We start from the raw sequence: 14,286 nt of genomic DNA on the forward strand, positions 1-14,286 counted from the left end.
TCTACGAGAATCACTGCGAGGTCGGCAAAAGATGCGCCCACGGCCATGTTGCGCGTGTATTCTTCATGCCCCGGAGTGTCAGCAACGATAAAGCTGCGGTGATCCGTCGTGAAATAGCGGTACGCGACATCGATGGTGATGCCCTGTTCGCGTTCGGCCATAAGGCCGTCGAGCAAAAGCGAATAGTCGATTTTTCCGCTGCGGCTACCGACTTTACTGTCCAATTCCAGAGCCTTTTCCTGGTCGGCATAGAGCAACTTGGAATCGTAAAGAATATGGCCGATAAGGGTTGATTTTCCGTCGTCAACGCTACCGCAAGTAATAAACTTCAATAAACCTTTCATTAGAAATATCCCTCCCTCTTGCGGCGTTCCATGCTTCCGGCGGCTTCGTTGTCGATAACGCGCGAAGTTCTTTCCGAGGAGACTGCGCTTAATGTTTCGTCGATGATTTCGTCAAGCGTAGTGGCGGTCGATTCGATGCCGCCTGTGAGCGGGTAGCAGCCGAGCGTGCGGAAACGTACCGACTTAATTTCGGGCGTTTCGCCTTCGCGAAGCGGAAAACGTTCATCGTCTACCATGATGATGTTGCCGTCGCGCACCACAACCGGGCGCGGCGCTGCAAAGTACAGCGGAACGATGTCAATTTTTTCGCGCTTGATGTATTGCCAGATGTCTTTTTCGGTCCAGTTCGAAATCGGGAAAACGCGGATGCTTTCGCCCTTGTTGATTTTTGTGTTGTAAAGTTTCCACATTTCGGGACGCTGGTTTTTCGGATCCCAGGCGTGCGCGGAATTGCGGAACGAGAAAATGCGTTCCTTGGCTCGGGACTTTTCTTCGTCGCGGCGGCCGCCGCCAAATGCCGCGGTGAATCCGTACTTGTTGAGCGCCTGTTTCAACGCCTGCGTTTTCATGATGTCGGTGTAGGCGGCACCGTGATCAAACGGATTGATACCTTGCTTGACGCCGTCCTGGTTGATGTATTCCAGCATTTCGATACCGAGCTTTTTCGCGATATTGTCGCGGAACTCGATCATCTCGCGGAATTTCCAGGTGGTGTTTACATGCAAGAACGGGAAAGGCGGCTTTTCGGGGTAAAAGGCCTTCATGGCCAAATGTAACATGACGGAACTGTCTTTGCCGATAGAATAAAGCATCACCGGCTTTTCGCATTCGGCAGCGACTTCGCGGATGATGTAGATTGCTTCGGCTTCCAGCTCGTCGAGGTGTGAATATTCGCTCACTGTGAAACTCCTAGTATTTGTTGGATTCTTTTGGGTCGATGTCAATGTGCTTTACGCTTCCGTCGGGAAACTCAACAATCCATCGAACGAGTCCGTTTACTTTTTCGGTATGTACCTGGCTGCCTTTGCCGCCAATATCTTCGCCGAGGAAAAATCGGATGGCGTGAACGGGGCACTCCTTGATGCATGAAGTGCAACCCCAGCAATCTTTAGGGTACTTGATAAATGCCTTCTTTTGTTCGTTAATTTTAATCAGCGTGCCTGGACAAACATCGTGACATTTTCCGCAGCCGATGCAAATGTTTGGATCAATGTTGATGCTCATAATTCTTTTGCCCTTCTGCGGTAAGTTCGCGAGTGAATGTCTTGATTTCGCCGTTGACTAAACGGGAATTCACGTACTTTCGCCAATGAATGTTGTCTTTTTCAGGGTAGTCTAGGTTCTCAGCAAAACTGTGCCAGCGCGTTTCGTGGCGTGTGGCGAGATGCGCAATGACGCTCTTGCAGACTGTGAGGCGTTCCTTGAGTTCGTAGATGTACATGACTTCTTGCAAGTCGGTGGCGCTCAAGTTATCCGTCAGTTTTTCAATCCTTTCAATTTCTTTTTGAGCGATATCTAGTTGATTTTCGCTGTAGCCGTAGCCCGTCTTGATGCCGCCTGCATAAGAGTCCATAGTCTCTTGCATGGCTTCTTCAAGCTGCTCTGTCGTGTACAGCGAATTTTTCTGTGATAGATATGTTTCGATTTCTGCGACGTGGCTTGCGATTTCGGCTTCTTTGATGGTTGCTTCGGTTTCTACGTCATTGCGAGACCCCTGTAAGGGGGCGTGGCAATCCACCGTTGCGTTAATATACTCCACGGCACTCTTCGCCGCAATTTCGCCTTCGGCAAGTGCGCCCGTTACATATTTTTGCGGTGCGCCTCCGGCTACATCGCCTGCGGCGTAAAGTCCCTCGATGGTTGTTGCGCGTTTGGTATCGACCCAGTAACCGCTTGCGGTGTGGCCACCTACAATGTAAGGCTCCGTACCTTCGATTTCCACATTTGCTTTGGAGGGAGTTTCGTTTTCAAGCCAACGAATTGTTTGCGAAGGAGCCATGTTCAGGTACGCCTTCAAAAGCGATTCTTCTTGTTCTGCCGAAATCCCTTCAGTTCTCAAGTAGCATGGACCACGACCTTCCAGATTTTCAGCGACCGTTCCGTAAACGCGTTCAGAAGTAGAAATCCCGTACTTTGTCTCGTAAACTTCGCCAAGGGAATTCACCTGCTTTGCGCCCACACCCTGCGCGAGTGTTCCTGTCGGTGCGATTGTATCTTTGCAACGGAGCGCAATGAATCGCATTTCGAAGGTGGTCATTTCGGCACCGTGGCGGATTCCCATGGCGTAACCTGCGCCCGTATTGAATGGCGGATACCACATTTTATGGCGAGAAAATCCTGGATTGTTCGGGCGGTAAAGCCCTGCAGCACCACCTGTGGCGATAATGACGGCGTCCGCTTCGATAGCGTAGAATGTATCGTTCTCGATTCCAAAACCGAATGCACCGTTAATCTTGTTGTTGTGAACGGCATAATCAAAAATGTTCACGTGGTTCAACACGGTCACATTGGGGAGCTTCTTGACTGCATTAGCCAAAATCGGCTTGATGTTTTCGCCGTTGATTTTGATGTTGCGATTTCCGCGCGTCACATATTTGCCGTCCTTGTCTTTCAAGATGACAAGTCCCAGCTTTTCCAAGTGCGCTGTGACATCGTTAAATTTTTCGGATATAGAATAAAGTAAATCTTCACGAACAATCCCATCGGCGTCTTTCTTCGCGTATTCCACGTAATCTTTGGGTGTGTGGCCTTCGGTAATGTAGGCATTCAATGCATTTACGCCTGCCGCGAGGCAACCACTTCGTTTGATATTTGCTTTTTCGACGATGAGAATTTTGAGGTTTGCACCTTTACTGCCCGCGGCATCTTTCTGCTCATTTTGTGCGGCTGTAATCGCGGCGTAGCAACCAGCCGTCCCGCCGCCGATAATCAGCAAATCTGTTTTTATCCGTTCTATTTTCACAGCGCCTCCACATTTTCGGGTTTCGCAAATATAGAACGCTCTTTTTCAAACGTCCAATACTTAATTCATATCGCTATTGATAAAAAAATTGTATTAAGAAATCACTTCCGTTGCTGATTGGAAAATGTTATATTTTGGCACATGGCATTATCAGCAGGAATTACACGCGAAGGAGCCTTGGAACTCCTCAAAAAATACAACTCGGATCCATTCCACCTCGAACATGGCGAAATTGTCGAGAACACCATGCGATATTTCGCTCGTGAACTCGGTTATGCCGAAGACGAGGAATTCTGGGGAATCGTTGGGCTTTTGCACGATCTCGATTTTGAACAGTGGCCCGAACAGCATTGCATCAAAGAACGTGAACTCATGCAAGAAGCGGGGCTCTCCGAAGAACTGATTCATGCCACGACAAGTCACGGCTGGTCTATAACGGTCGATGTGAAGCCTGAACACGAAATGGAAAAAGTCCTTTACGCCGTTGATGAATTGACGGGCTTGATTGGCGCTGTCGTATTGATGCGTCCATCAAAAAGCGTGCAAGATCTGGAACTGAAATCTGTTTTGAAAAAGTATAAATCGCCCAAGTTTGCGGCAGGCTGCTCTCGTGAAGTCATTGAACGTGGTGCGAATTTGCTGGGCTGGGAACTGAACGATTTGATTTCTCGGACAATTGCGGCTCTGAAAACTTTTAGACCGTAGTTTGTTCTTATTTGGGGCGGATTTCTTTAATTTCGCCCTGCTTTAAATCGCCTAATTCATAACTGCAAAACTTGATGCGGACAAGGCGCAAGACTTCGTAGCCGAGGTGTGCTAGCATGCGACGGATTTCGCGGTTTTTGCCTTCGTCCAAAGTAATTTCTAGCCAACTGTTCTTTTCGCTTTCGCGGTGGAAAACGGCGCGAACGGCGTGCATGAATTCTTCACTCTCGCCAAAGACGCGGGGCGGTACATTGAAACCTGCTTCCATTTTTGCGAGGTCGTGGGCGGAGGGGTGGCCGTTAACCTGCACTCGGTAAATTTTTGTGTGAAGAGCTGTTACTGGATCCTTCGACTTCGCTGACGCTTCGCTCAGGATGACATTTGGATTGCGCGACGCTCTCGTCTCTAGTCTGTAGGGCTTTGCCCGTTCTCTCGTCTGTAACAACGCGTCTGCCCATTGTGTATCGTTTGTAAACAGCAACAGTCCTTCGCTGGCGGCGTCGAGCCTGCCCACGGGCGAAATATGCGGTACAGGCTTGCCGGGGAACATCTTGGCGTACTCTTCGCGGAATAAATCCATGACGGTTGTGCGCCCTTTTTCGTCGCTTGCCGTGGTTACGTAACCGCGGGGCTTGTTCATCATAAAGTAAACAAACTCGCTTGCGGTCACTGGTGCGCCGTCTACAAGAATCTTGTCGTTTTCGTAAGCAGGAGCGTCCGGGTCGTGCACGATTTTACCACGCAAAGAAACCCGGCCCTCGCGGACCATGTTTTCTGCTTGACTTCGGCTACAAAATCCGCGTTTGGAAATAACGCGAGCAACGCCGTGAGGCTTTTCCTTCGTGGCTTGCGAGTTGCTATTCCATTTGTTATTGCGGAATTTGTTCATTTATAAAAAATAACGTCATACTGAGCGAAAATTGCGAATGTCCCAGTTCGAGTATTCATCAAGACTCTACTGGATGTCTCGCTTCGCTCAACATGACGTTTGGGCGGATTTAATTCAGCTATTTACTTGCCGAGATATGCCTTGATGTTTTCGAGGCATTTCTTGTTCTGAGCTTCGGTACCAACGGTAATGCGGAGCACGTCACCCATTGCCGGCTGCGGACGGATGATAGTGCCCTTGGCCTGCAAGAACTTGAAGGCGTCCATCGGATCCTTGAATCCGCTGACGGCGATGAAGTTCGCGTGGCTGTCGACGTAGGCGAGGCCGAGTTCCTTGAAACCAGCCTTGAGCTGTTCGAGACCCTTCTTGTTGAGTTCGCGTACCTTGTTCACGTATTCTTGGTCGTCGATGGCGCCAATGGCGGCAGCCTGAGCGATGCTGTTCACGTTGAACGGTTCACGCACGCGGTTGATGAGTGCGACGATTTCCGGGCGGGTGATGCAGTAGCCCACGCGGAGGCCTGCAAGACCGTAAATCTTGCTGAATGTACGGCAGCAGATGATGTTCTTGCCTGCGGCGATGCGGCTGTTGAAATCCGGGACGAGTTCCGGCGTGTCTTCGATAAATTCGGTGTAGGCTTCGTCCATCACGAGAACGCAAGTTTCCGGGAGGCTGTCGGCGAAGTCGAGGATTTCCTTAGCGGTAAGGTCAGAACCGGTCGGGTTGTTCGGGTTGGCGAGGAACACGATGCGGGTCTTTTCGTTCACGGCGTCGCGCATGGCCTTGAGGTTGTAGTTGTATCCCGGAGCGGGCATATCGACTTCAACAATCTTGGCGTTCATGGCCATCGTGGCGAGCTTGTAAACAGCGAAGCTGTGGTTGCCCATGACGGCTTCCGTGCCGGGGCCGAGGAACACCTGGGCAATCATGTCCAAAAGTTCGTTACTGCCGTTACCCACAGCAATCTGGTCGCGCTTTACGCCGCGGAATTCAGCGATCTTTCCGATGAGGTCGTAAGAACCGCCATCCGGATAGAGGTTCACTTCTTCCAAAGCCTTGCGAGCTTCGGCCATGCCTTTCGGGCTCGGGCCAAATGGGTTTTCGTTGCTGGCGAGCTTGTCGATGTCTTTCGGGTCGAGGCCGAATTCACGAGCGGTGTAGGCGATGGGTTTGCCGGTCACGTAGAGCGGCTGCTTCAAGATGTGCTGTTGTGCGAGCTGATTGATATCCATTTTTAGTTAGTATTTACTAGTTAATAGTTACTAGAGGTTAATGTTTTGTAGTCAGGATTCATTCTGAACTTCTTTATAAGGAGTGCTTTTTAACTGTCATCCTCGACCGTTAGGGAGGGGATCCATACAGGTTTAAAGGACACTTGTATAATTGAGTCGATGGATCCTGTAGATTTGTAATCCGAAAAGAATTATAGCAATTTTTTTTATTATTGCTTCGGCGGTTAAATAATAGACATTATCGATTAGATATTTAGATCGCGTCATAGAAACATTGCATTCTCGTAAGTCCAGTGCTGATGAATAGTTTAGAGGGTTGAAGCTTTTTCGTGGAATTTGAGGACCGTAGCGTAAATGCTGCGTAAAGAATTGTAAAGTCTGTGTGAAGTCTACACAAAACATTTGCTAATTCGCCATTTTAAGCATTGAATTAATCCATTACACTTTTTATCTTGATACTGTATTGATTGGTAGGAAGGGATATGATTTATATAGTTGAAGATGATGCTGAAATCCGTGAACTTGAGACTTACGCGCTCAAAAGTAGTGGCTTTGAAGTTAAATCTTTTGACTGCGGAAAAAAAACTTGACGAAGAAATCAAAGCTTGCGTCCCGGATTTGTTCATTCTCGACATCATGTTGCCTGGCGAAGATGGCTTAAGTATTTTGAAACGTCTTCGCACACAAGAAAATACAAAGAATGTTCCTGTCATTATGCTCACCGCCAAAAGTACGGAACTGGATAAGGTCAAGGGCCTTGATTTGGGTGCCGATGATTACATTGCAAAACCTTTTGGCATTCTTGAATTTGTGTCTCGAGTCCGCGCCTTGCTCCGCCGTTCTGGCCTGATGAATTCTGAAAGTGAAGAATCGACGTACAAAGAATACGAACTTTTAAAACTTTTATTGTCGCATCCGGGGCTTGTCTATTCTAGACAACAGATTCTAGAGAAAATCTGGGGTGTCGATTTTAATATGGATACACGAACTGTCGATATGCATGTTAAGACGCTCCGACAAAAGCTAGGCGAACAGGGCGCGATAATTCAAACAGTTCGCAATGTTGGATACAAGGCTCAATGAAGGACCGAATACGATATAGCTTAAATTCGACAACGCTTCAAGCGAAGGCTTTCTTTTTTGCGAAACGCTTGAATGATGGAAATGTACTTCGACTAGGAACGCGGTAGGCTAGCTTAAAGCAGGCTTACTCCAAAACGATTCCTTACCTTGTGGCGTTGCTTGCTGCAATTGTTGTGGCGGCGATTCTTATTGCGATTGGACTCAGTCGAGTCTTTATTAGCCCGCTACAAAAATTGGTAGACCAGCTTGGAACACCAGAATGGATGAATATCGAAAATATTTACAAAGAAATTGAACCGCTTGTAAATGTTATTCGTAAACAAGATTTGGAATTGCAATTGACGATTGAACAATTGTCGAATGAAAAACAGAAAATTTCGCATTTGAAAGATGAATTTACGGCCAATGCTTCGCACGAACTGAAAACGCCGCTGACTTCTATTTCTGGCTATGCGGAGCTGATTGAAAGCGGCATGGCGAAACCCGAAGATGTAAAGGTTTTTGCGGGCAAAATTCATAAAGAGGCAAAGCGTTTGCAATCGATTGCAAATGATATTATTACGCTTTCGAAATTGAACAATCGCGAAAGTGAACCGTTTGACCTCAGTGAAAAAATAAATCTTTGGAACTTGTCGCACAGTTGCATTGAAAGCCTTCTTTTGAATGCCAACAAAAAGTCTATCCAGCTTTCGTTAGATGGTAATCCAACTGCTGAAATTTTGGGTAATTCTAAACTTATTTACGAAATGGTTTTCAACTTGGTCGATAATGCAATCCGTTATACGGAACAAGGTGGAAAAGTTGTCGTACTTGTAGAACCGAACGCTATTGTTGTAAAAGAAACGGGAATAGGAATTCCCGAAGAAAGTCAATCGCGTATTTTTGAACGTTTTTATCGCGTGGATAAAAGCCGTTCCAAAGAAACAGGCGGCACGGGCCTTGGCCTTGCGATTGTAAAGCATATTGCCGAAGTTCACCATGCGACGATCCACTTAAAATCTACAGTCGGTTTTGGTACAGAAATTCAAGTCGGATTTAACTCATTTTCAAAATAAAATAAAGTACTATGATTCTTGCAATTCTTAAAATGATCGGTTGCCTTGCGCTCCTCATGTTCGGTATGAAAACCATGAGCGAAGGCTTGCAAAAACTCACTGGCGGGCACCTTCGCGCTGTTCTTGGAACCATGACCAAACATCGCGTGGGCGTGCATTACATGGATATCATTAACGACTGCGAAAAGCTCGGTGACTACATTGTGAACGTGGTCGAAGCTCACTTGAATCATCGACTGAAAAAGTAAAAATCGTTAAAAAAGTGCGTTTGGGGCGATTTTTCCCGAAATTTGGGATATCGCTCTTGACAAAATGTCTAAAAAAATAGCGCAAACGGGTGTAATTTACCCTTCCATATAATATAGATTACACTTAGGTGTAATTCTAAAAAGGGATTTTACATGTTTGTGGGATATTCTAAAACTCTTGCTGGGATGGCTTTTGCCCTCGGTATTTCTCTGTTCGGTACGCTCCATGCGGCTCCGGACCCCAATTTTCACATTTATATTGCCTATGGCCAGTCCAATATGGGCGGCACAGCAGATGCTCAAAGTGCAGATAAGGCGGAGCATCCGCGCTTCAAGATTTTTGCAACGCAAAAGTGCTCGGGCAAAGGTCGCAATACGTTGGGCGAGGTTTATCCGGCGGTGCCTTCGCTGTTTAACTGCGGCAATACAATTTCTATCGCGGACTGGTTTGGCCGTACGATGGCCGATAGCATGCCCGATGTGACCGTAGGGATTATTCCTGTTGCGGTGGGCGGTGCAAGTATTAAGTTGTTTGATAAAGACCAATACGCAAGTTACCTTTCGACGGCGGAAACATGGCTCCAGAACTATGCCAAGGAATATGCTAGCGATGGAAACGTTTACAAGACGATTGTCGATATTGCCAAGAAAGCAAAAGAAGTCGGCGTTATTAAAGGTTTTATTTTCCACCAGGGCGAAACGGATGGTGGCTATTCGGATTGGCCGAAAATTGTGAAGAAAACGCGTGACGATATTTTGAAAGCGCTTGACATGAGTTCGGATACGGTGCCGTTTGTGGCGGGTGAACTTTTGCGCGATGGTTGCTGCTATTCTGATCGTGTTTCGAAACTCCCGAATACCATGGACAATACTTATTATGCGACTTCCGAGAATCTTGGCGGAAACGGGGTAGACCGCTACCACTTTAATCACGATGCCTATGTGACATTCGGTAAGCGCTATGCAGAACAAATGCTTAAAGCTGTTGTTCGTACTCCGGTGGAACCTGTGCCGCAACAGCCGTTCGGAAAAATCGAGAATGGCGAAGCTGTGGCCGGTGATGCTGCCGTGATACCTGGGAAAATTCAAGCCGAAAACTACGATATTACGGGAGTCGGGAGCGGTAACAGTTCGTACAAGGATGACGATTCCGAAAACAAGGGTAATGCTTACCGCAACGATGGCGTAGATATCGAAGAAATCGCGGATGGCTACGCTGTGGGTTATACCATGGAAGGCGAATGGCTGGAATATTCCGTGAATGTCAAGAAAACTGAAACATACAAGATCAGGGTACGCTTCGCTTCGGGTTCTGAAACATCGGGTTTCCAGCTTTTGCTCGACGACAAGGAACTTGGTTCTGCTTTTGTTGCGTCCAAGACGGGCGAGGATTGGAAAACCTACGAAACAGTCGATGTTGGGACCGTTGATTTGACCGAAGGTCCGCACGTTCTCAAGATTTTGATTACCGGAAATTATGTCAATATTGACTGGATTGAATTTGTAGGTGAATCTTTGCCTATTGCTCGCGGGCGCTTGCAAGCGAAGGCTGAACCGCGCAATTATATGGTCTTTGACCCGATGGGTGTTTGTGTTGGTACGATTCGCGCGTTAAATGCAAACGATGCGATGCAACAAGCGAAAATGAATGTTAAGGGAATGAAGAATTTGTATGTGAAAGCGGTTGCTAGATGACAAGCATTTATACCGTCTAACCTAGCACGTCATTCGGAGCATCGCGAAGAATCCAGTGAATTTTTAGGATTGATAAAGGAGTGTGAGATGAAAAAGTGTTTTAACAAAGTCTTGGTAACGTTGTGTGCGTTTGCGGTTTGTGCATCTGCTGCGGTGGATCAGTGCAAGCCGATTGGCTGGGCGACTCGCTCGGGCCGTACTTCGACCGAGTTTAATGTGACCGGCGGCGGAAACGCAACTCCCATTACCGTAAAAACGTTCTCCGATTTGCAAAAGTACGCGAAGGATTCTTCTCCGCGTGTGATTTACATTGACGGTACGCTTGGCGATGGCTGGAGTGGAACGACGGGCAGCCGCCTGAATATTACGGCGTCGAATAAGACGATTATTGGCCTTAAGCCGGGAACACTTTTGAAGGCTCCCATCCACATCACAAGCAAGGCTTCGAATATCATCATCCGAAACATTGTGATTCAGGGCCCAGGCAGCAACGCCGACCAAGCGTGGGACAACCTCACGATTGAAGGCGAATCGAAAAACATCTGGATTGACCATTGCGAATTTTGGGATGGGCAAGATGGCAATGCCGATGTAGTGAAAGGTTCGGACAACGTTACATTTACGTGGTGTATTTTTGGCTATAAGAAAAAGAGTACACACAACTTATCGAACCTCATTGGAAGTTCCGATAACGAACCCGTAAGCGAAGGCAAGTTGAACGTGACTTACATGTTCAACTGGTGGAAGGCTGCAAACCAGCGCAAACCGCGTTGCCGCTACGGAAATGTGCATGTGGTGAATAACCTTTTGACAGGTGATGCTAGCATCACGAACGGAACGGATGTGTTAGGCGTTTCTGCTGGCCACATGTGTAAAGTGCGCACCGAAAGAAATGTGTTCATCAACGAATCGAACCCAATTTATACAGGCAACGCAAACGGCACAGGCGTGAATGAAGTTATAGACAACATTTTTACGAACTGCTCGGGCAACACGAGAGGAACGGGAACCTCTTTCACTCCGCCGTATGAATACACGAGTTTTATGCTCAAGGCAAGTGAAGTCGAAGCCGCCGTGAAAGCGAATGCAGGGGCTACGCTCAAGAACCCGACGGAATGCGATGCCAATTACGTGGAACCGCCGCCACCGACACCGGATAAACAGTACCAAGCCGAAAAAGGAACGATTACGGGTGGCACTTCTGAAAGTAGCAATGCAGGTTATCACGGCGATGGCTATGTGAATTTTGACAAAGGCGGTGATGTCGTCGTGAAAGTCAAGGTTGATACCGCGGGTCAATACAAGTTAAGTATTGATTTTGCGAACGGCTCTGGCGAATCACGTTCGTTAACAGTGAGCGCAGGGCTTGATACAGTGACAGCGCCTTTCAAGGCAACAAGCGCTTGGACCGTTTGGGATTCTGCCGAAGTCTTGATTAATCTAGCCTCGGGTGAAAACGCTGTAAAATTTGCAACACTTGACGGTAAAGATGGCCCAAACATCGACCAGTTCGATGTAATGCTCGTAAAGGCCGCGGAAAAAGATACAACGGAAGAAAAGCCGACATCGAATCGCTTTGCAAATTTGCGTTCGGCGGTTGCTCCGAATGTCTATCGCGTTAGCATTTTCGATACGAAGGGAGCGTTGGTGCGCCGCATGAATGTGGAATCTGCGAAAGTCGGTGACGTTGCTTGGATAACGCGTGGACTGCCTGCTGGCCTATACGTGATGCGTATGACGGCTCCCGGCGCAGGTGTTGAACGCCACCAGTTCATTGCCGTGAAGTGAATGTTTGCTTTGTCATGCCCCGCTTGACGGGGCATCTCGTTTTTTCATACGTCATTCCGGGCTCGTCCCGGAATCACCTTTTCACTCGTCATTCTGGGCTTGACCCGGAATCTAGTACATTTTTTATTTATATTAGCGCTGACATAGCTCTACACTTCGCGGTGTGGGGCGCATAAAAATTTTGAGTAAAAGCTCTTATTCTTGGAACCGAAAATTTGGTAAATCAAGGATACCTGCGATAAAAGGGCGTGACCGGCAAGGATTTGAAAAAAAACTTTTCTCCGATTTCCAAAAGATATTGTATGTAGCGTGATTTGTGCAAGTCCCGCTTGCATAATTTGAAGTTACGAGCGATTTGCGGTCAAAATTTTCGTCCGCAAAAATTTATCGACAATATTTTGCAGTCCTCTTGACGGATTCCATTGTTTAATTTATATTATTAGTGTTCAAATGTATAGTTGAATGCTGCCGTAATTAGCAATTAATGCCCCGCTGTTTCTGCTTGTCTGCGGGGAAGGAGTGAAAGATGAAAGAGCGCAAGTCCTTCAAGGACTGTATCGTGAAACCGGGTGAAATGAGCCCGTATGCAAACCTGTTGGTGGATTTGGCCTTCAAAAAGGCTTTTGATCCGGACAAACCCACTAGCCGAAGTAACCTCATAAATCTGCTGAATGACTTGCTTGAACCGCAACTTAAGCGGCCTATCAAAAATGTGTGGACGCGTAATGTGGCGAAGAATCTAAGTGGTAGCAAGGCGTCACGCACGGCGATTTTTGACTTGCATTGTAAGGATGATGCTGGCAATTTGATTGAAATCGAGGTGCTGATTCGCGAAGTGGACAACTTCATGAAACGCCTTGCGTTTTACGCGAGCGAAATGGTTGCAAACCAGGCTGAGCCTGGAGATGATTGGAATTTTGATGTTCAGCCGACCTATGTGATTGCCTTGACGCGTTTCCCTGTTTTCTGCGATGAGCGGGCTGTCCACCGAGCAACTGCAATCGACATGGATAGTGGCGTGCAGTTTATGGATTCCTTTAATTTTACGACAATTGAGCTTTCGAAGGTTCCCTTCTTTATTGAAAAGACTTCTAGTGACTTGAGTAAGTGGCTGTTTTTCTTCCGTTATCTCAATTGGCTCAAGGAACTTCCCGAGGAGTTGGATGAAGAAAAATTCAAGGACTTGACGGAGAGTGCAAAAGTGTCTAAGTTTTCCAAGAAAGAGTTTGAGGCTTATCGGAATATGTACCACAAGGTCTGGGATCATAATGCTCTGAGGAAGGGATTCTTCAAGGAGTTCGCGGATGATATCAACGCGAAAGTTGCAGAAGGAGTCTCCGAAAATAAGCGTGAAATCGCAAAGAATTTGATAAAGCTCGGTGATTCAGATGAAAAAATAGCCGCGGTCACAGATCTCTCTTTGGAAGACATCGTTGTGCTGCGCAGTCAGCTTGAAGAATAGAGACATTTTTTTGATTATATTTTTATATAACCAAAGTGAGGGGCTTTGCTGATGCAAAAAATTATTTCAAGATTTCTTTTTACTGTAGCTATTTGTGGGGTTGCTTTTTGCGGTGCCGCTGACGATGTCAAGTTGTACATGAATGCGGATGCGCTTCCGAATGCGCTCAACTTTTTGCCGCCTCCGCCAAAGGTGGGTTCGGCTGCGTTTGCGTATGATTCTTCGCAATATGTGTGGGGAAAGTCCATGCGTGCAGATTCTGCGCGTGCCGCTCTTGCGCTTGCACAGGCTACGGTTGATGTTGCTGAAATGGCGGTACTGTTCAGCGAAGCTTTCGGCATGGAAATTTCGTCAAAGAAAACTCCGGCGATTTTGAATGTTCTCAAGCGTGGCGTGCTGACGATGCGTCTTGCGGCTCGTGGCCCCAAGCAGTTTTACAAGAGACCGCGCCCTTACGAATACTTTAACGAATCGACGCTTATTCCGAGCGCAGACGAAGAACATCGCAATACGGGATCGTTCCCGTCGAGCCATACGGTTCGCGGGTGGGCAATGGCGCTTTTGCTTGCCGAAATCAACCCCACTGCTCAAGATGCGTTGCTGAAGTATGGCTATGAGTGGGGGCAAAGTCGTGTGATTGCGGGATTCCACTGGCAAAGTGATGTGGATGCTTCGAAGTTGATAATTTCAGGATGTTATGCTCGTTTGCATGCGGATGAATCTTTCAATGCCGATATGCGCAAGGCTCGTGCCGAGTTCAGGAGGCTTTCAGCCAAGAGCAAAAGATAAGCACGAAAAAGTGGACTAGCAGAAGTTTATTGGT

Annotated in this window: 13 protein-coding genes and 1 pseudogene; 8 read left to right on the forward strand and 6 right to left on the reverse strand. The window is 47.4% G+C overall.

The annotated features are described in order from the left end of the window. The 4 genes from HUF13_RS08820 to HUF13_RS08835 all read right to left on the reverse strand — a co-directional run. Positions 1–344 (reverse strand): GTP-binding protein (locus tag HUF13_RS08820; RefSeq protein WP_304038991.1); only part of this gene is annotated, 344 nt, incomplete at its 3' end. Continuing rightward, positions 344–1,243 carry a sulfate adenylyltransferase subunit CysD gene (cysD, locus tag HUF13_RS08825; RefSeq protein ID WP_173347120.1) on the reverse strand — a complete coding sequence of 300 codons (900 nt, stop codon included), beginning with the start codon at positions 1,241–1,243 and terminating at the stop codon, positions 344–346. The genes HUF13_RS08820 and cysD, both read right to left, overlap by 1 nt. Positions 1,244–1,253: 10 nt before the next feature. Beyond that, on the reverse strand, positions 1,254–1,568 hold the full coding sequence (locus HUF13_RS08830; RefSeq protein ID WP_173474788.1) for a ferredoxin family protein: 315 nt from the start codon (positions 1,566–1,568) through the stop codon (positions 1,254–1,256). After that, complete coding sequence (locus HUF13_RS08835) at positions 1,552–3,306, reverse strand: adenylyl-sulfate reductase subunit alpha (protein WP_173474789.1); 1,755 nt, start codon at positions 3,304–3,306, stop codon at positions 1,552–1,554. Before HUF13_RS08835 ends, HUF13_RS08830 begins: the two co-directional genes overlap by 17 nt. 141 nt (positions 3,307–3,447) lie before the next feature. Between HUF13_RS08835 and HUF13_RS08840 the strand changes: the two genes are divergently transcribed. Further along, complete coding sequence (locus HUF13_RS08840) at positions 3,448–4,011, forward strand: hydrolase (RefSeq protein WP_173388407.1); 564 nt, start codon at positions 3,448–3,450, stop codon at positions 4,009–4,011. A gap of 7 nt (positions 4,012–4,018) precedes the next feature. Here the strand turns inward: HUF13_RS08840 and HUF13_RS08845 are convergent, their stop codons facing one another. Both HUF13_RS08845 and hisC read right to left on the reverse strand, forming a co-directional pair. Further along, complete coding sequence (locus tag HUF13_RS08845) at positions 4,019–4,900, reverse strand: pseudouridine synthase (RefSeq protein ID WP_173474790.1); 882 nt, start codon at positions 4,898–4,900, stop codon at positions 4,019–4,021. A 122-nt stretch (positions 4,901–5,022) separates the two neighbouring features. Next, on the reverse strand, positions 5,023–6,132 hold the full coding sequence (gene hisC / locus HUF13_RS08850) for a histidinol-phosphate transaminase (RefSeq protein WP_173474791.1): 1,110 nt from the start codon (positions 6,130–6,132) through the stop codon (positions 5,023–5,025). Positions 6,133–6,614: 482 nt separating this feature from the next. On the opposite strand from hisC, the pseudogene HUF13_RS08855 reads away from it, so the two are divergent. The 7 genes and pseudogenes from HUF13_RS08855 (at position 6,615) to HUF13_RS08885 (ending at position 14,252) form a co-directional block, all read left to right on the forward strand. After that, a pseudogene (locus tag HUF13_RS08855) lies at positions 6,615–7,215 on the forward strand (response regulator transcription factor). Between the two features lie 149 nt (positions 7,216–7,364). Beyond that, positions 7,365–8,270 (forward strand): cell wall metabolism sensor histidine kinase WalK, encoded by a 906-nt coding sequence (locus HUF13_RS08860; RefSeq protein WP_304038995.1) that lies wholly within the window; start codon positions 7,365–7,367, stop codon positions 8,268–8,270. A gap of 11 nt (positions 8,271–8,281) precedes the next feature. Beyond that, positions 8,282–8,518 (forward strand): hypothetical protein, encoded by a 237-nt coding sequence (locus tag HUF13_RS08865; protein ID WP_173474792.1) that lies wholly within the window; start codon positions 8,282–8,284, stop codon positions 8,516–8,518. A gap of 153 nt (positions 8,519–8,671) precedes the next feature. Then, a complete protein-coding gene (locus HUF13_RS08870) occupies positions 8,672–10,213 on the forward strand; it encodes a sialate O-acetylesterase (protein ID WP_173474793.1) in 1,542 nt (513 codons plus the stop codon). 87 nt (positions 10,214–10,300) lie between these two features. After that, a complete protein-coding gene (locus HUF13_RS08875; RefSeq protein ID WP_173474794.1) occupies positions 10,301–12,001 on the forward strand; it encodes a CBM35 domain-containing protein in 1,701 nt (566 codons plus the stop codon). Positions 12,002–12,527: 526 nt separating this feature from the next. Then, positions 12,528–13,463: an Rpn family recombination-promoting nuclease/putative transposase gene (locus HUF13_RS08880; RefSeq protein ID WP_173474795.1), complete on the forward strand. Its 936-nt coding sequence runs from the start codon at positions 12,528–12,530 to the stop codon at positions 13,461–13,463. Positions 13,464–13,514: 51 nt separating this feature from the next. Next, a complete protein-coding gene (locus HUF13_RS08885; protein WP_173474796.1) occupies positions 13,515–14,252 on the forward strand; it encodes a phosphatase PAP2 family protein in 738 nt (245 codons plus the stop codon). Positions 14,253–14,286 lie beyond the last annotated feature (34 nt).

Source organism: Fibrobacter succinogenes, assembly GCF_902779965.1.
Classification (GTDB): domain Bacteria; phylum Fibrobacterota; class Fibrobacteria; order Fibrobacterales; family Fibrobacteraceae; genus Fibrobacter; species Fibrobacter succinogenes_F.